Below are 21,113 nucleotides of genomic sequence, written 5' to 3' on the forward strand. Positions count from 1 at the left end.
CCAGTTAATGACCTGCCAGTCCCTCAAGATCAACAGTTCAGCGTTGAAGAAGACGGCACGTTAATTTTTACTGATGCCGACCTATTAACAGGCGCTACTGACATTGAAGGTGACAACCTAACGGTTGAAGGTGTGACCTACGATGGCGGTGACGGTATCCTTACTGATAACGGTAATGGTACTTACACCTTTGCGCCAAACGAGAACTTCAATGGTGACGTAAACTTCGGCTTCGATGTATCTGACGGTACCGATACGGTATCTGCAAACATCGATGTGAGTGTAACTGCCGTTGATGATGCACCTGTGTCAGGCGATTTAGCGTACTCAATCGATGAAGATGGTTCTATCCGTCTAAGCCAAGAGCAACTGTTATCACAAGCATCTGATGTTGAAGGCGATGACCTGACAGCTAGCGGCCTAACGGTTGGTGGTGATGCGACGGTTGTAGCTAACGATGATGGCAGTTTCACCATCACGCCAGATGAGAACTTCAATGGCGACATTGATATCAGCTTCGATATCTCAGATGGTACCAATACCGTTCAAGCATCAGCTGACCTAACCGTTAACCCAGTTAATGACCTGCCAGTACCTCAAGATCAACAGTTCAGTATTGCAGAAGACGGTACTTTACAGTTCACAGACGCGGATCTGCTTACAGGCGCGACAGACGTTGAAGGTGATAACCTGACGGTTGAGGGCATCACTTATGAAGGCACTGATGGCGTACTGACTGACTTGGGTGAGGGATCATATAGCTTTGCTCCAAACGAAAACTTCAATGGTGATGTGAGCTTTAGCTTCGATGTGTCAGACGGTACCGATACCGTGTCTGCAAACATTGATGTTAGCGTGACTCCTGAGAACGATCCGCCTGTTGCGGGCTCAACGTCCTACACGGTGAATGAAGATAATTCGATTACCATTTCTGATGCACAACTATTGGCAACATCTTCAGATATTGAAGGTGATGTATCGATAGACAGCGTGACTTACTCTGGTAGCGACGGTGTCCTCGAAATCAATGGTAACGGCACTTACACCTTCTCGCCAAATGAGAACTTCAGCGGTGAAATTGCACTGGATGTGGTTGTTGCTGATGAAGATGGTGCGACCGACTCAACGACCGCGGGCATCAATGTTCTTGAAGTGAACGATCCGCCGGTTGCAGGCCCTACGTCTTACACCATTGATGAAGACTCAGTACTTACCTTCAGTGAGTCTCAAGTGTTGCTTAACGCCTCAGATGTAGAAGGGGATGTTGAGCTTGTTGGTATTAGCTACGATGGCCCTGAGGGTATCTTCTCAGTAAATGGTGACGGTACTTGCAGCTTCGCTCCAAATGAGAACTTTAATGGCCAAGTTCAGCTTGATGTCACCATTCGTGATGAAGATGGTGCAGAAGTCGAAACCGTCATCAATGTTGACGTATTACCAATCAATGATGCGCCAGTGTCTGGTGATTTGGCTTACAACGTTAACGAAGATGGTTCAATCACACTGAGCCAAGATCAGCTGTTGTCTCAAGCGTCCGATGTAGAAGGCGAAGATCTAACCGCAAGTGACTTAACAGTTGGTGGTGATGCGACGGTTGTAGCTAACGATGACGGCAGTTTCACGATTACGCCAGATGAAAACTTCAATGGTGACATTGATATTCAATTCAACATCACTGACGGTACTGACACGGTTCAAGCAACCGCCGATCTTACTGTTAACCCAGTTAATGACTTGCCGGTTCCTCAAGACCAACAATTCAGTATCGCAGAAGACGGTACGCTTCAATTTACAGACGCCGACTTACTTACCGGTGCCACCGATATTGATGGCGACGACTTAACCGTTGAAGGTATTAGCTATACAGGTGGTGATGGCGTACTGACCGACCACGGTGATGGTACTTATACCTTTGCGCCAAACGAGAACTTCAATGGCGATGTGAACTTCAGTTTCGATGTGTCTGATGGCACAGAAACCGTTAGCGCTAACATTGATGTGAGTGTGACTCCTGAGAACGATCCGCCAGTTGCGGGTTCAACCTCATACATGGTCAATGAAGACAATGCCATCACAATTTCTGATGAACAGTTGCTAGCTAACTCTTCGGATATTGAAGGTGCGGTGTCGGTTGATACTGTGACTTACAGTGGCACTGATGGTGTGTTCCAAGATAACGGCGATGGCAGCTATACCTTCCTTCCTAATGAAAACTTCAGCGGTGATATCAGCCTTGATGTGATTGTTGCAGATGAAGAAGGTGCAATTGATGAAACCACAGCAGGTATTACCGTTCTTGAAGTGAACGATCCACCAGTTGCGGGTCCAACGTCATACACCATTGACGAAGATTCGGTTCTGACGTTCAGTGAATCTCAGATTCTTGTGAATGCTTCGGATGTCGAAGGAGATGTAGAACTTGTTGGCATTAACTACGATGGCTCTGACGGTATCTTCACTGTAAATGGTGATGGTACATGCAGCTTTGCACCCAACGAAAACTTCAATGGTCAGGTTCAACTGGGTGTGACCATTCAAGATGAAGATGGCGCAACGGTTGAAACACACATTAACGTTGATGTATTGCCAATCAATGATGCGCCAGTATCGGGCGATTTGGCTTACACCATCAATGAAGATAGCTCCATCACGCTAAGCCAAGAGCAATTGCTAGCAAGAGCAGGTGATATCGATAGCGACAACTTAGAAGCTATCAACCTATCTACTGATGAAAATGCGACCATCCAACACAATGATGATGGCAGCTACACCATCACACCGAACGCAGATTACAACGGTGACCTAGATCTGAACTTCGATATCATCGATAACGATGGTGGTTCAGTTCAAGTTGGCCTAGACATTACCGTGAATCCGGTTAATGACTTGCCACAAGCGCAAGATCAACAGTTCACGATTGAAGAAGACGGTACGTTACTCTTCACCGATGCTGACCTGCTTGCAGGTGCGTCGGATATTGATGGTGATGAACTGTCGATTGAAAACGTACTCTATACAGGTGCAGATGGTGTTCTTAGCGATAATGGCGACGGCACATATAGCTTTGCTCCAAACGAGAACTTCAATGGTGATGTTCAATTCTCATTCGATGTCTCTGACGGTACTGATTCAACATCAGCTGTTATTGATGTCAGCGTAACACCTGAGAATGATCCACCGGTAGCGGGCTCGACATCTTACACAGTTCAAGAAGATGGCCAAATCACGATCAGTGATGAGCAATTATTGGCAAACTCTTCCGATGTAGAAGGTGATGTTTCACTGTCTGGAGTATCGTACTCCGGTGATGACGGCTCTTTTGTTGATAATGGCAATGGTACTTACACCTTTACGCCAAATGAAAACTTCGATGGTGATATTTCACTAGACGTTGTTGTCGTTGACGAAGACGGTGCAACCGCAACCACAACCGCTGGCATCGATGTTATCGCTGTGAATGACGGACCTGAAACTTCGGGCATTCAGGCTGAAGTCGATGAAGATAATTCAATCACCATTACTCAAGAGCAGTTACTCGCTAATGCGACCGATGTTGAAGGTGATGAGTTAACGGCATCTAACCTACAAACCAACGATCCAGATGCGACAATTGTTACTAATGACGATGGTTCATTCACTATTACGCACACAGAAAACTTCAATGGCGAGTTGGACTTCACATACAGCATCAGTGATGGTGAGAATGAAGTTCTGACGACACTCGACTTGACGGTTAACCCTGTCAACGATGCGCCAGAAGCGGGCGATGAAATCTTCATTCAAGCGCAAGAAGACCAAACAGTTGGTGTGACACTTCGTGAAGAACCAGCACTACGTTTAGACCAAGCGCCAGAAAACGGCATCATTGAAGCAAATGTGAATGACGAATGGGTGGTACTGGAAGTAGGACAAGAAGTTCCTGCAGATACCGAAGTGCGCTTTGTTCCAAGTGAAGATGCTCTTGCTGAAGGTACACACACCACACAAATCGGTACGTTTGACGATAACGCGAGTGTGGATGATTGGGGTACAGAAGTTGACCCTTATACGCGTGAGTTCTCAGATGGTGACTTAACGGTAACTGTTCAAAGTAACGATGACCCTCTTGGTGCCTGGAATGGCAACACCCACATTGGTCATGGTATCGGTGATACTGACCGCCAAGGCTTAAGTGGTGATGAGAAACTGACGGTTTCAGTTGAAGGTCAAGACATCAATGAAATCAGTTTCCACCTAGATGGTTTGGGTGGCTGGTTCATGGAAGAGTCTCGTCACTTTACAGAAGTAGAAATCAAAGCGTTCAATGAGGATGGCGACCTAATTGACTCGATGACTTACCACAAAGAAGACCGTGGTACTTTCGAGACAGATTACACGCTAACGGTTGATCAACCAGTGTCCTACTTTGAGCTTGGTACCGTGCAAGGTAATGGTACTTACGTCGTTCAAAACATGACAGTGTCACAAACTTGTCATGATGAAGCGGTGTTTACATCGATTGGTGTAGATGGTTCAGAGATTACTGAAACGGTTGAGTTGAATATCCATGCGGGTGACAACGAAATCGAGTTAACGGCTGATCTTCCGAATATTACTGTCGATACCGATGGTTCTGCCCAGTTTGCTTCGGTCGTAATTACCGAAGAGCAACTACTGGCGCAAGCATCTGATATTGATGGCGACGACCTTGATATTGAAAATCTAGAGCTAGTGGGTGAAAACTCAGAGCATGCAACACTCACCGATAATGGTGATGGCACTTGGACGGTAACACCGGATGAAAACTTCCATGGTGAAATCGAACTTGGTTACCAAGTTACCGATGGTGAGCTGACAGACAGCAATATCATCAATATCAATTTCGAATCAGTAAATGATGCGCCAATCGTTTCTGGCCCGATTGTTCTATCGACAGATGAAGATGAAGGTATCACGTTCAGTGCAGATGACTTGCTAGCGAACACCACAGATGTGGAAGGCGATACGCTGTCTATTTCTGACATCACTTACGGTGGTGATAACGGTGAGCTAGTTGATAACGGCGATGGTACGTTTACCTTCATGCCGAATGAAAACTTCAATGGTGAAATCGACATCGACTACAAGGTGTTTGATGGAACTGATGAAGTCGCAACGCATCTAGACCTAACGGTCGTACCAGTCAATGACGTGCCGGTTCCGGGTGAACCATTGCACACCCAAATGCTTGAAAACGGCTCCATGATCATCGAAGCGAAAGACCTATTGTCTGGTGCTACCGATGTTGATGGCGACATTCTTCATGTCGAAAACCTATTACTTGCAGACCAAACGCAAGGTACGTTAACGGATAACGGTGATAATACCTTTACCTTCGAACCTGCAGAAGACTTCTACGGTGAAGTGAATCTGACTTTCGATATCAGTGATGGCCAAGCAAGCGCACCAAGTACAGCAAGAGTTGACGTTGAAATTGTCAATGAAGGCCCAGAGGTTGGTGGTCCAATTGAAGCCGCTGTTGATGAAGATGGTTCAATCACTATCACTCAAGAGGATCTGTTAGCGAATGCGACGGATGTCGATGGCGACAACCTTGAAGCCGTTAACTTAGCGACCAACGATCCAAATGCGGTTGTTGTAGAAAACCCAGACGGTAGCTTCACGATTACACCAAGTGCAGATTTCTTTGGTGAGATTGAGTTTACTTACGATGTGACAGATGCGATTGAGACAGTCGCCGCTGACCTCAACCTAACCGTAAACCCAATCAATGATGCGCCAGACGTGCCTGACATGTCTTTCACTACGGAAGACGGTCAAGCGATTACCATTACCGAAGCTGAACTATTAGCACAAGCGACAGACATTGAAGGCGACGAACTGTCAGTTGTGAATGTGACGAGTGCAAGCGACACGGTAGAAGTCACAGACAATGGCGATGGAACATACACATTAACACCAGAGCAGGGCTTCTTCGGTAACGTTGACTTAGCGTTTGATGTGAGCGATGGCACTGATGTGGTTGCCGCAAACATCGACCTAAAAGTTGAGTTCGTCAACGATGCGCCAGAAGCGACGCCAATGGTGGCAGATGTCGACGAAGATGGTTCAATCCTCGTTACACAAGAAATGTTGTTGGAGAACGCGAGCGACCAAGATGGCGATGAGTTGTTTGCAAGCGCGCTTGAAACTAACGATCCAAATGCCAGCATTGTAGACAATGGTGATGGCACGTACACAGTGACACCTTCAGAGAACTTCAATGGCGATATTGCATTCACTTATGAGGTGAGCGACGGTGAGCTGAGCACGTCTAATGATATGACATTGACCGTTAATCCGGTGAATGACATTCCAATTGTTGCTCCAGGAATGTACCACATCGAAGAGGATGGCAGCATCCTGTTCACTCAAGAAGATCTATTGAGTGCTGCAATTGATATTGATGGCGACGACCTAAGCGTTACCAGCATCAATTACTCTGGTGATGAAGGCACAGTAACCGACAACGGCGATGGCACGTTCAGCTTCGTTCCTGAAGAGCACTTCAGTGGTGATCTGCAGTTCAGCTTTACTGTGACAGACGGTACGGATGAAGTTGAACAAGACATTAATGTTCACATTGAAGCAGTTGCTGATGCGCCTGACTTAGTTATCACGGATGGTGATGGTGTTAACGTCGACGACCAGGCGATTTTGGTTGAGCCAGGCGGTATTGTTGAACTGAACATTGCTGCGGCACTTGTCGACCAAGACTTGTCTGAAACACTCACTGTTACAGTAGATGGTGTGCCAGAAGGTTCGGTTATTCAATACGATAACGAAGGCGTTCTGAATGACCAAGAGAACGGTATCACCAGTTACAACGACACTGAAATCACAGTAACGTTTGAAGGTGAGACGGCTGGCTACCAAAACGCTGCGGGTTACTACAAAGTAGACGAAGACGGCAACATCACAGGTGTTGAAGTTGTTTACGAAAACGCATCACAAGTTGGTGGTGGCGGCGACCTTGTTCCAGGGCAAGATCAATTCAGCTTCCAAGTCGAGGAAGGCGAAAGCTTTAACCTGTTCTTAATTCCAAACGGACATCAGCACAACGACTTTGATGTGATGCAAGACGGTCAGTACGAGTTCCGTGCTGAGGATGGTTCGCCTGCGAACATGGATACGGTTGATCCTCAACTTGTCTTTGTGGCTGCTGATGGAACCGAGACAGTGATTCAAGGCCAAAATGGTGACGCGATCTTCCATGGTGGTTCAAGCTCTCAGCTAAACCAAGATGGTATCGAACATACTCGTACTACGGTTAATGAAGACGGCGAGCTGGTTTACGGATTTGAAGATTTGTATGGCGGCGGAGATGCTGACTATTCTGACTTCAACTTCACAATCGATGTCGGTGAAGTGAACAGCCAAATCTACAGCGGTGAAGTAACGGTTGGCCCTGATGGTACGGTGAACTTACCAACAACGGCTATCGAAAATGCGTTACAAATCCAGTTACCAGAAGACTTCAATGAGCAGCTTGAAGTTCATGTAACCGCAACTGCGACAGAGTTATCGAATGATGATTCTGAAACGGTATCTCAAACCATCTACATTAACGCGACAGGCGCGCACATTGAGCACGCACCTGAAGCACTTCCGGTTTCTGCAACGGTTGAAGAAGATGGTTCAATCATCATTACGCAAGAAGACTTATTGGCTAATGCGCGTGATTTAGATGGCGATCAGTTGACGGCTCTGAATTTAGCAACCGATGATGAGAGCGTTACGATTACCGATAACGGTGATGGTACGTACACATTAACGCCAGATGCTGATTTCAATGGCGATGTGAGCTTTACGTTTGATGTGTCTGATGGTGATGATGTTGTCTCTACCAACCTTGAGTTAACAGTTTCACCAGTAAATGACGGTCCAGAAGCACAAGACCACGCATTCACAGTCGGCGAAGATGGCGTGTTAACGTTCAATGACCAAGACCTATTAACAGGTGCAACGGACATTGAAGGGGACGACCTAAGTGTTGAAGGTGTAACTTACACTGGCGCAGATGGTGTCCTAACCGATAATGGCGATGGCACCTACAGTTTCGCGCCGAATGAAAACTTCAATGGCGATGTGAACTTCTCGTTCAATGTATCAGATGGAACCGATACGGTAACCGCTAACATTGATGTGAGCGTGACGCCAGAGAATGATCCTCCGGTTGCGGGTAGCACGTCTTACACGGTTCATGAAGACAACTCTATTACGATCAGTAACGAACAATTGCTAGCGAACTCTTCGGATATCGAAGGCGAAGTCGCAATTGATAACGTGACTTACAGTGGTAGCGACGGTGTTCTGGAAATCAACGGTGACGGCACATATACCTTCTCTCCAAACGAGAACTTCAATGGCGAAGTTAGCCTAGATGTTGTCGTGACGGATGAAGATGGTGCGACTGAAGCAACAACGGCGGGCATTACAGTCCTTGAGGTGAACGATCCGCCAGTTGCTGGCCCAACGTCATACACCATCGATGAAGATTCAGTACTGACTTTCAATGAGTCTCAAGTTCTGTTGAACGCTTCTGATATTGAAGGTGATGTTGAGCTTGTTGAGATCAACTACGATGGCCCAGACGGTATCTTCTCAATCAATGGTGACGGTACATGTAGCTTCGCTCCGAATGAAAACTTCAACGGCCAAGTGCAGTTGGATGTGACCATTCAAGATGAAGACGGCGCTCAAGTTGATACGTTTATTACGGTTGATGTATTACCAATCAACGACGTGCCAGTATCAGGCGACCTGGCATACAGTGTTGAGGAAGACGGTTCGATTACCTTGAGCCAAGAGCAGCTTCTTTCTCAAGCAAGCGATGTAGACGGAGACGACCTTACTGCTTCTAACTTGATTGTTGATGGAGACGCGACGGTTGTTGCTAACGATGACGGCAGCTTTACCGTTACGCCAGATGCGAACTTCAATGGTGACATTGACCTAACGTTCGACATTAGCGATGGTACAGATACGCTGGTTGCGACGGCTGACCTAACCGTTAACCCAGTCAATGACCTTCCACAACCACAAGATCAAACGTTCAGCATCGGCGAAGACGGCATCTTGAACTTCACTGATGAAGACTTGCTGACAGGTGCGACTGACATTGATGGGGATGACCTGTCGGTTGAAGGCGTTACTTACACAGGTGCGGATGGTGTTCTTACTGATAATGGCGATGGAAGCTACAGCTTTGCGCCAAACGAAAACTTCAATGGTGATGTGAACTTCAGTTTTGATGTGTCAGATGGCACGGATACAGTTCAAGCCAACATTGATGTCAGCGTGACACCAGAGAACGATCCACCGGTTGCAGGTAGCACGTCTTACACCGTTCATGAAGACAACTCAATTACCATCAGTGACGAACAGTTACTTGCTAACTCTTCTGACATTGAAGGTGATGTGGCAGTCGATAGCGTGACTTACACTGGCGCTGACGGTGTCTTTGAAGACAACGGTGACGGTACTTACACCTTCTCACCAAACGAAAACTTCAACGGCGAAGTTAGCCTTGATGTTGTCGTAACTGATGAAGAGGGCGCAACTGAAGCGACCACCGCGGGTATTACTGTACTTGAGGTGAACGATCCACCAATCGCAGGCTCAACCAGCTACTCAGTCAACGAGGACGAAGTTATCACCATCAGTTCAGAGCAACTGTTGGCAAACGCTTCTGATATCGAAGGTGAAGTGGCGATTGATAGCGTTAACTACACAGGTTCAGACGGTATCTTTACCGACAATGGTGACGGAACATTCAGCTTCGCACCTAACGCTAACTTCGATGGCGACGTAAGCCTTGATGTTGTCGTTACTGATGAAGAAGGCGCAACCGTAGCGACTAACGCAAGCATTGATGTTCTGCCTGTTAACGATGCTCCGGTATCGGGCGACTTGGCGTACAGCGTGGACGAAGATGGCTCAATTACTTTGAGCCAAGAGCAATTACTTGCTCAAGCGAGCGATGTTGACGGCGATGACTTAACAGCGGCTAACCTGACCGTTGGTGGTGATGCGGCAGTTACTGCAAACGATGATGGTAGTTTCACTATCACGCCAGATGCGAACTTCAATGGCGACATTGATTTGAACTTCGACATTACCGATGGTGATGCGACGCTGCAAGCAACGGCTGACCTAACGGTTAACCCAGTTAATGACTTGCCAACAGTCGGTGAGCCACAATTTGTGACTCAAGAAGACACCAGCTTTACCTTTACTGAAGAACAACTGCTGCAAAATGCGGGCGACATTGATGGCGACAACCTATCGGTTGAAAATGTTGCTTCAGATAGCGGTACTTTGGTTGATAACGGCGACGGTACTTACACATTCGCACCGAATGAAAACTTCGACGGCAATGTAAATGTGACGTTCGACGTGAATGACGGTACAGCGACAGTACCAGCAGAAGCGACGATTGATGTTCAATCTGTGGTTGATATGCCAGAGCTGTCGATTGCGTCTGACCTAGTGATTGCTTCAGACAACTTCGAGTCTGGCTCAAACGGTTGGAATACCGGTACTGAAAGCTCACAAGGCTTCGAATCAGGTGACATGCTAGGTCGTATTGGTGGCACTGGTGGCGATGAAGCTGTCAGCAAAACTTACGACATTCCAAGTGATGTGAGCGAAGTTAATATCTCGTTCAACTTCTACGAAATTGATTCTTGGGATGGTGAGTCGTTCCAAATCTTTGTCGGCGGCGAAGAGCTAACGACATTAGATAATTCTGCGTTCCGTACTCAAGATGGCACAACAACGCTTTACGATTCAGAAGGAAATGAAGTCGGCGAAGTGGTTCACGGCGTATCACAAGGTGAGGGCTTCAGTGGTTGGAATGACCAAGCACATCAAATCAACCTAACGGTACCAGTAGAAGACGGCCAACTTGAACTTGGCTTCGGTTCAACCCTGAATCAAAGCGTCGATGACGAGGCGTTTGGTATCGACAACATCGAAATCACAGTGTCTGACGCGGATTACCAAATCATTGGTACTGAAGACACACCTGTACCACTTGATATTGATGCAGCTCTAACAGATACCGATGGCTCAGAAAACCTTGCTATCTTGATTGAAGACGTGCCAGAAGGCAGCTCGCTTTCTGCAGGTACCGATAACGGTGATGGCACTTGGTCATTGCAACCAGGCGAGCTAGAAGGGCTAGAGTTTATCCCTTCAGGTGACTTCAATGGTGATGTGGTTCTAACTGTGAATGCAACATCAACAGATGTTGATACCGGTACAACCGCAACAGCTACGCAAGACGTGACGATTCACATCTCACCTGCGAACGATGCTCCAGAAGTTGACGGTGATATTAGTGCCGTTACAGCCGAAGATAACAGCATCACGCTAACTCAAGAGCAGTTGCTAGAGCACGCTGTCGACATTGATGGTGATGACCTATCAGCAATCAACCTAACCACCAATGATGAAAATGCGACCGTTCAAATGAACGACGATGGCAGTTTCACCATTACACCGAGTGAAAACTTCAACGGTAATATCGAATTTAGTTACGATGTAACCGATGGAGAAGACATGGTCGCGGCTGGCCTAGACTTGACGGTAACACCTGTCAATGATGCGCCAGAGCCACAAGACCAAGCATTCACTATTGGTGAAGATGGGGTTCTTAACTTCACTGACGCTGACCTGTTAACGGGTGCGACGGATGTTGAAGGTGATGACCTAACAGTCGAAGGTGTGACATACACTGGTGCTGATGGTGTGCTTACCGACAATGGTGACGGAAGCTACAGCTTTGCGCCAAACGAGAACTTCAATGGTGATGTGAACTTCAGCTTTGATGTGTCAGATGGCACGGATACGGTTCAAGCCAACATTGATGTGAGCGTGACGCCTGAGAACGATCCACCAGTGGCGGGTAGCACGTCTTACACTGTGCATGAAGACAACTCAATCACGATCAGTAACGAACAGCTATTAGCCAACTCTTCAGATATTGAAGGTGAGGTTGCGATTGATAGCGTGACTTACACTGGCAGTGATGGTGTGTTCGAAGACAACGGTGACGGCACTTACACCTTCTCTCCAAACGAGAACTTCAATGGAGATGTGAGTTTAGCGGTTGTTGTTACCGATGAAGAAGGGGCAACAGAAGCGACTACCGCGGGAATCACTGTACTTGAGGTGAACGATCCGCCAATCGCAGGCTCAACCAGTTACTCAGTCAACGAAGATGAAGTTATCACCATCAGTGCAGAGCAACTGTTGGCGAACTCTTCTGATATTGAAGGTGAAGTGGCGATTGATAGTGTTACTTACACAGGCGCTGACGGTATCTTTACTGACAACGGCAACGGCACATTCAGCTTTGCACCGAACGCAAACTTCGATGGCGATGTTAGCCTCGATGTAGTGGTGACAGATGAAGACGGTGCGACAGTAGCCACCAGCGCAAGTATTGATGTTCTTCCAATTAACGATCCACCAGTATCGGGTGACTTGGCTTACTCTGTGGATGAAGATGGTTCAATCACGCTAAGCCAAGAGCAACTGCTTGCTCAAGCATCGGATGTGGATGGCGATGATCTGACCGCAAGCAACTTAAGCGCAGGCGATAATGCAACCGTTGTTGATAATGGCGATGGCACCTTTACGGTAACGCCAGATGCGAACTTCAATGGCGATATCGACCTACGCTTCGACCTTTCTGATGGTACTGAAACGGTTGTTGCAACGGCTGACCTTACTGTGAATCCAGTGAATGACATCGCAGTTGTAGAAGATGTCGCTTACACCATTGAAGAAGACGGTTCGCTTACCTTTACGGACGAGCAACTGCTAGCAGGTGCTTCTGATATTGATGGTGATGAGCTTTCAGTTGCCGACGTGTCTTACACTGGCGCAGAGGGTGTGTTCACCGACAATGGCGATGGCACTTACACCTTTGCACCGAACGAGAACTTTAACGGTGACGTAAGTCTGGACTTCTCAGTATCTGATGGTACAGAGACGGTTGATGCAAACATCGACGTAACGGTAACAGACGTTAACGATGCACCTGTAGCAGGCGCAACGTCTTACCAAATGAACGAAGATGGCACCATCACATTGAGCCCTGAGCAGTTGATTGCTAACAGCTCCGATGTGGACGGTGAAGTGTCGCTTGATAGCGTGAGCTACTCAGGTGCAGACGGTATCTTGGTTCAAAATGAAGATGGTTCGGTAACGTTCGCACCAAACGAAAACTTTAACGGCGACATCAACCTTGATGTGACGGTTATTGATGACGACGGTGCTACCGCTCAAACCACCGCTGGTATTGAAGTTATTGCAGTTAACGACGCACCAGTGGCCGGAAACGTGGCTTACTCGGTTGATGAAGATGGTTCAATTACGCTATCTCAAGAGCAGTTGCTGGCTAACGCATCCGATGTTGATGGTGATGCACTGACCGCAAGCAACCTATCCGCGGGTGACAATGCAACCGTAACAGCAAATGAAGATGGTTCATTTACTATCATGCCGGATGCTGATTTCAACGGTGACATTGATTTGAGCTTCGATGTGTCAGATGGCCTTGAAACTGTTCAAGCTGGCGTCGACCTAACGGTTAACCCAGTCAATGACCTACCAACAGCAGAAGACCAAAACTTTACCGTTGAGGAAGATGGAACGCTAATCTTCACGGATGCAGACCTACTTGCAGGTGCTGCAGACATTGACGGTGATGACTTGTCTATCATGGATGTGTCTTACACGGGCGCAGAAGGTGTGTTCACTGATAACGGTGATGGCACTTATAGCTTTGCTCCGAACGAGAACTTCAATGGCGATGTAAACCTTGGCTTCACAGTGACTGATGGCACTGAGACAGTCGATGCGAATATTGGTGTGACGGTAACGGATGTTAACGATGCGCCAGTAGCGGGTTCTACGTCTTACCAAATGAACGAAGATGGCACCATCACAATCAGCCCTGAGCAGTTAATTGCTAATAGCTCTGACGTTGATGGCGAAGTGTCGCTTGAAAGCGTGACTTACTCAGGCTCTGACGGCACCTTGGTTCAAAACGATAATGGGTCTGTGACCTTCACGCCAAACGAGAACTTTAATGGTGATATCAGCCTAGATGTGGTCGTGACCGATGATGACGGTGCAACGGCAACAACAACGGCAGGTATCGAAGTTCTGGCTGTGAACGATGGACCTGAATCTGAGGATGTGAAACTAACCACAGCCGAAGACAGCACCATTCTTATCACACAAGACATGTTGTTAGCTCAAGCTACCGACATCGATAACACCGCAGACGAGCTGTCGGCTTCTGGTCTACAAATCGACCCTAGCTTGGGTGAGTTGCTAGATAACGAAGATGGTACTTGGTCATTTACACCAAACGAAAACTTCAATGGCGATGTGCCAATGACGTTTAACGTTAGCGATGGCCAAGAGACAATTTCAGTCGACGGCAACATCGATGTTACGCCAGTGAATGATGCACCTGAAGCGCCAATGATTGAGATGCAAGGCGAAGAAGATGTGGTCATGGTGATTGACCCGGCTTACATCGCGGATCAAGTGACAGACCTTGATGGCGACGAGATCAGCATTGAGAGCATCACAGTTCGAGCTCCAGCGAACGCGACCTTAACTCAGCAACCAGACGGCATGTATCACTTAGTGACTACTCAAGACTTCAATGGCTTAGTAGAACTCGGTTATCAAGCGACTGACGGTGAAGAAGTGGTTGATGGCTCGCTGAATGTGGATGTCATTCCGGTTAACGACGCACCATTCAACGTCGGCAACGCAATGATGACCACCAACGAAGATGGCGCGTTCACCTTCGATGCTGGCGACTTGATGAACTTGTTCGGTGACATTGATACCGCAGACCTTGTTGTTTCTCGCATTATCACCGCAGACGGTGAAGATGGCGGAGAAGTTACAGACAACGGTGATGGTACTTGGACATTCACACCAACAGGCGACTTTGCGGGTGTTTCTGACCTACAAGTTGTCGTGAGTGACGGTGAGTTCGAAACGGTTCTCGATGTTCCTGTGTACGTACGTCCTGTCGCAGATGGCGCGGTTATTTCAACTGACCATGACGGTCCATTAGTCTTCGGCGAAGATGAAACGGGTCACTTGGGACTGAACGTTGGCCTAGTCGATGATTCAGAAACACTAAGTAACTTGGTGATGACAGGTTTCCCTGTTGGATTCGAGGTAACAGATGGTGTGAATACCGTGATGATCACCGAGCCGGGTCAATACATCGACCTGTTCGACTGGGATATCTCAAACATTCAAATGACGCCGCCTGAAGACTTCCATGGTGAGTTCTTCGTAACCGTAAGCGCAACAACGGTTGATTACGGAGATGAGCCGGAAGCGTTTGATGATGGTATCGATTCAGGTGATTTCGAAACTGTGGCGGGTGATTCCATCATCCTAACGGCGGACGACCTAATCGGATTGGCTGAGAATGTGGATGCTGACAGCGATGATGAAGTGAAACTGGTTCATCTTGCTGACCGCAGCCAAGGTGAGATTGTCGATAATGGCGATGGCACTTGGACGTTCACACCAGCACCAGGCTTCACGGGCGAAGCAGACATTGCGTACGTAGTTGATAAAGATGGCGTGCTTCATGATGAGCAAACTGGCGTAGTCGTGAAAGAAGGCGACTCACAAGAGAATGCAGCACCAGAAGTTAACAGCATCACAACGACGGAAATCGCAGCGGATGCAACCTTGTCGTTCACTGATGAAGACATGTTAGCGAACCTGAGCGATGCGGAAGGCGACAGCTTGAGCATTGAGTCAGTAAGCTTGATGGAAGGTCAGGGTGTAATAGAGAGCGATAACCAAGGTAACTATCAATTCACACCTGCTGAAGACTACACCGGAGATGTTCAAGTTGGGTTTATAGCGACCGATGGCGAAAATCGCATCGAAAGCTTCTTCAATGTGGATATCCAAGGCGGAGATGAAGCGGCGGCGAGTGAAGGTTATGCCATAGCTGATGATGGTTCACTAACTATCACGGATGCACAGCTGGTGGATGAGTTGGGCGTGAGTGATTCTGCACAAGTTGTTGATGTTGCAGACGCGAACGATGCTGGCTTCTTTGCTCAATCTGGTGACGGTGAGTGGACTTACTGGCCGAACGAAGACTTCGATGGCAACTTAGCGATGAATGTTGAAGTTAACGACGGCGGTGAAGTATCAAGTCACAGCTTAAGCATCCAAGTTGAAGATGATTCAGTACAAAGTGATGAACCACAAGTCCAAGCTGCTCAAGAAACAGAAGAGCAACAAGTGGAAGTGGCTCAACAAGCTGATGACCAAGCTCAAGATGCTGAAACTGAAGACAGTACAGCCGATGTAACCGCGGCACCGGGCGATACTATCTCTATCTCGATTCCAGATGAGGTGAGTGGTAACGAATCGGTTGATTACGCTGATATGTCTGGCTTACCTGAGGGCGCTACTGTGAGCAACGCACTGGATAACGGTGATGGTAGCTTCACAATCAGTGGCAACCTAGAGCAGCCTGTATCCGTTGAACTTCCAGAAGGTTATGAAGGTACTAGCGAGATCCAATTCCAAGGTTACGACGAATTGGGTAGCTCAATAGACGGTGCTAGCGGTTCTGTTGAAGTTGAGGTCGATGATCAATACACCATGCAAGGTTCTACGCAAGAACAGCAACCGGACATGGCGGGTATGGAATCTGGTGGCAGCGACTGGACAAGTTCAGGTGGTCAAGACCAAGGTGTTGACTTCACGGACGACTCTGGAAGCTTCGATTCAGATTCTCAAACTGGAACTGATCAAGGCAACGACTTCGACCAAAGCTCGATTTAATCGAGAGAGCTTAGTTTTAGTCTAAACCGACATTTAGTCTAAGCCAACAAGGAGATAGGGCAGCGTAAAGTTGCCCTCATTAAAGCCATGTAGAGTTATTGATACATGGCTTTTTTTAATTTTTTTGTTGTTTGTTTCGATAAATAAACTTGAGAACAGGTAAATATGTCCTTAATTATTAGAAGGGTCAGTTAGACAGGAGGGACGACATGTATCGTTATGTCAGTTCACCGCAAGCGTCGAAGTACATAGTGCCACCACCTCAACATCGAGAGTTGTCGAGTGTGGATGTGCCTGAGTCCGAATTAGAGATGCGAGAAATATTGAATAATTGGTTTGCTGATGGTTTAGCGCCCATTATTGAAAGTGAAGATGACTACATCTCTGCGAGCGATCACGTTCGATTTGAAAAGCTTAGCCGCACCGTTGGGATGTTGTTGAGAAACAAAGATTATTATTTTGCGGCTAAACGGATTTTATCAGTGTGGGAACAAGATTGTCTTGAAACCACTTATATCAATTATCTCATTTTGCGCAGTGAGCGAGTCACTTCTTTAAGGTAAGTTAATGGTGTGGCATTTGTCATTTTTCATTAGGCATTAGGCATTAGGCATTAGGCATTAGGGATTAGCGACTTAGGGTTCGTGTGCTTACGATTTTTTTATTTTTCTAACGAATCAGCAAACAAAAAGGGCAAGCTTGGAGGCTCACCCTAAAGGTCTTTGTTTTGGCTTAACGTTATTTTCAACTAATTCTCAACTGGGCTACGACTTACACCCAACCATCAAATTTGAGTCGTTTTTGAATTCTTTCGACCGCTTCTTTCTGCATTTGTCTAACACGTTCATTAGAAACATTCACATCCAACATTTGTCCGACCTCAGACAGCGTTTTCACCTTGTTATCAAAGAAACCAAAACGGTGGATGAGCACCTTTTGTAATTTTGGAGGAAGTGTATAGATGATTTGTTCTAGAGCTTGGGTAAAGGATTGATCCTCACAATCTTGTTGAGGGTCTGGGATATATTCACTTTCGCATTGATCAAGCACCATAGGCGCATGGCTAGTTCCAACCGTTGTCGTCACGTCAATAAACCCGCTTAACGCCACCAGTTGATCGACGCGTTCGGCCTTTACACCTGAACTGTCTGATAGCTCAGAAATTGAAACCTCTTTACTCATTTTTTTGCTTGCATCGAGCTTTTTTGAGGCGAGGCTGTTTATTTCTTTACACACGTGGGCTGGCAATCGAACGGTTCGACCCGTGTTCATGAGTGCGGCTTCAATGTTTTCGCGGATCCACCAAACAGCATAGGTTGAAAAACGATAGCCTGGTTCTGGATCGTATTTGTCGATGGCCTTAATCAAGCCAATGTTGCCTTCCTCGATCAGGTCGAGCAGGGTGAAATTATTGCCTTTACGTTTTAGGTAACTCTTTGCGATTTTCACAACAAGGCGCAGGTTTGATTCGATCATGACATCACGCGCTTTTTTATCACCCGCGCGATTCAATTTTGCGTAATACACCTCATCTTCACGCGACAGCAGATCAATGCCAACAATATCTTTCAGATAATGAGCATAAGGGTCTGCACTGGTAGAAAATGATTCGGTAATGGGTGTTTCATCCGTGAGCCCCTGAAACGCAGCAAAACTATCGTTGTTCATTTCCTTGTCCTTATCTAGCCGACTGAACGTTTTAGTTTTTTTTATTATGCCACCAAGTGATTAACGCTTGGTTTCATTAGAGTGTAGATAACAATTTCTTCTTTACCAATAAATAAAATGCAATTTCGTATGTTTATGTCACAAAAAGATCTACAAATATTTAACTATTTTGCATCTCATCAAGTGTGTTGGTTTTTCGTTTAAAACATTAAGACGGATAGTTTATAAAGCATGTGTTATACATCGGTTTATCTAGATAAATGACGTGAATTTATAGGTGTGGGTTAGAACTATAATTGAGAGGAGAAATGATGAGAAAAATGTTAAGAGTCGAGGTTCAATGTTTCCAAGCACCTCAACTCTTTTAGCTGTGTCGGCTGTTAAGTATCGCCATGCACGTTTTAATTCTATCGACTAATAAGTGCTAAGAACCTCATCGATTTGCTGATTAATGATCTTCATTTCGCTGTAGATAACCGAAAGATCATCATCTTGCGGCGCAAGCTTATTGAGTGTGTTTTGTTCTACTCTTTCCAATGCAACTGTGGCCGTTTCTTCACCAAAGCTGGCTAAAATGCCTTTTAAGGTGTGCACGGTAAAATGAAGCTTGCCCCAATCTTGTTGTTGAACCAACTCTTCGATCTCTTGTAGCGAATTGCCATGGTCTTCTTGATATGTAGACAAAACGGCGTAAATGACGTCTCTGTCATTGTCTAAATAGGCGTTTAAAGCATCAAAGTCTAGCATGTGGACTCCTGTCGGCTGAATGTTGAAAATGGGCTAGGCGGCTTAGTGGAAAAACCATACCTTGATGAATCACTAATCCATTGATTCCATTTTGGAGGAAGTTCTAACTGTAAGATTTCTTCTAGATAGTCGTCGCTAAGTTTCTCATCTATATGAGCTTTATTGACGGCGTATATATAGTCAAGTTTGGCGGCAACTGAATATGGGTAACTGTGAATGTAGTCCTTTATTTCTTGGATCGAACCCAAATTTTCAATGTTTATACACGTTGAAGGGTCGACATTTTTGGACTCAAGTTGGTGATTTATGGCTTCTCCACGAGATTTGAGACATTCCACTGTTAAATGATAAAGAGAGTACTCACCAAAGTGGGCGAGCATGGGTAATAACTGAGTGAGCAAATAAGTCGGTTGGCTGTGGAAATTGTTCGCTAACAGTGTCGAAGCTCTAATCACTTTTTTGTGGGCAATCTGAGGGCTATTTTCGATGAGCAATATGCTGCTCTGAAATAGGGCAAGGCTGGCCAAAACTTGCTGCTGTTGTTTTACCGGAAGTTTCAGGTTTACCAACTCGGTGAATTGGTTGGCGTGCTCAAGCAAAATACGTTTGTACTTTAGTTGCGTCTCGCGCTGATACGTTGCTTTTAAGGAATTAAAGTGCGCACCAATGGAATGGATGACATCAATGTCAGCAGCTGAAATGTGGGTTGCATACATCTCACCTAACTTTATGATCATATGTGTGTTATCTGCGTTCTCAGCTAAGTCGATGGCCCTGATTGCACGATGGCTGATGCTGGGAGTCATCTCAAATGCACGAATCGCTAATTTAAGAGCAGGCAGCAGCATTTTATGTTTTTCATAGATACAGCTTAAGCAGTCAATCACGCTCAATGAGAGTGGCTGTGCTATTAGAAAATTGTGGAGCTTATCTATGGCTAAATTTGGCTTGCCTAAGCTGTCGAGAATCAGCGCCTCAGCCACCAATTTGGTTGGGTGCATGTTGGTTTTGGAGTTGTTAATGACGCTAGAGAGTAACTGCCATTTCTTACCTGCAATTAAATGTTCAATCAATGTCGCTTCGAACTGAACGCTAGTACCATTAGGGGAGATCGCCAAAGCTTGAGCTAATCTCTCTTGACTGGCAATGGGATACAAATCATTCAGTTGGGTGAGTTTCTTTGAAACGGACACGGCACTTTGGATCTTTTTACCCAACGTTTGAGTATTAATCGGTTTAGAAACGAAGTGGTGTGCTTCACCTGAAAGGGCGGTTAATACTGTTTCCTGACGCATATCCCCAGAGAGCAAGATTGTCGCCACAGTATGATCGATGAGGCGGTTTCGATACAGAATGCCCAACAGCTCAAAGCCAGTAAAAGACTGTTCTAAGTGGTAGTCAATGAGGAGTACATGAAAAGAGTGTGTCTCGACCGCTTTAATTGCTTTTCGATAGTCGGTCGCAATAAAAATACAGTCGCGCGAAACTCCCAAACTAGCCAGTTGCTGCTTAATAAGTATTGTTGCGCTTTTAGAGTCGTCGACGATCAAAATTCGAAGGTCTGTTGGTAAGGTCAAATCCATTTTCCTTAATACCAAATGTTATTTTTTAATTTAGGAGTCAAGTTGCACATTGTCAAGGTGCCTATATCACATACAAACACTCAATAAACTATTGGTAATTAAAGAGTATTAGATAACATTTATGAAAGCCTTCAAACGCAGGTGACTTTTACCTGATTTTAGTGGGGTTATACGTGTTTTAGAAATAAAAAAGAGGCAAGCCGATAAGCTCACCTATCTGTTTTATTGTTC

5 protein-coding genes are annotated in these 21,113 nt (G+C 46.2%); 2 read left to right on the plus strand and 3 right to left on the minus strand.

Annotation, left to right across the window (positions count from 1 at the left end):
* Together AB4583_RS02050 and AB4583_RS02055 are read left to right on the plus strand one after the other, a co-directional pair.
* Nucleotides 1-16,884 (plus strand): tandem-95 repeat protein (locus tag AB4583_RS02050; protein ID WP_372116207.1); only part of this gene is annotated, 16,884 nt, incomplete at its 5' end.
* Nucleotides 16,885-17,093: 209 nt separating this feature from the next.
* Nucleotides 17,094-17,447 carry a hypothetical protein gene (locus AB4583_RS02055; RefSeq protein WP_017072193.1) on the plus strand — a complete coding sequence of 118 codons (354 nt, stop codon included), beginning with the start codon at nucleotides 17,094-17,096 and terminating at the stop codon, nucleotides 17,445-17,447.
* Nucleotides 17,448-17,655: 208 nt separating this feature from the next.
* Here the strand turns inward: AB4583_RS02055 and AB4583_RS02060 are convergent, their stop codons facing one another.
* The 3 genes from AB4583_RS02060 to AB4583_RS02070 form a co-directional block, all read right to left on the minus strand.
* The gene (locus tag AB4583_RS02060) at nucleotides 17,656-18,552 is read right to left on the minus strand and encodes an RNA polymerase sigma factor RpoD/SigA (RefSeq protein WP_017060509.1); all 897 of its coding nucleotides are present in this window, start codon (nucleotides 18,550-18,552) and stop codon (nucleotides 17,656-17,658) included.
* A gap of 414 nt (nucleotides 18,553-18,966) precedes the next feature.
* Complete coding sequence (locus AB4583_RS02065; protein WP_017060508.1) at nucleotides 18,967-19,299, minus strand: Hpt domain-containing protein; 333 nt, start codon at nucleotides 19,297-19,299, stop codon at nucleotides 18,967-18,969.
* Nucleotides 19,293-20,882, minus strand: coding sequence for a response regulator (locus AB4583_RS02070; protein ID WP_017064673.1), 1,590 nt, complete (start codon nucleotides 20,880-20,882; stop codon nucleotides 19,293-19,295). Before AB4583_RS02070 ends, AB4583_RS02065 begins: the two co-directional genes overlap by 7 nt.
* Nucleotides 20,883-21,113: the final 231 nt, after the last annotated feature.

The sequence above is a fragment of the Vibrio sp. 10N.222.49.C12 genome, from assembly GCF_041475025.1.
GTDB classification, from domain to species: Bacteria; Pseudomonadota; Gammaproteobacteria; order Enterobacterales; family Vibrionaceae; genus Vibrio; species Vibrio crassostreae_C.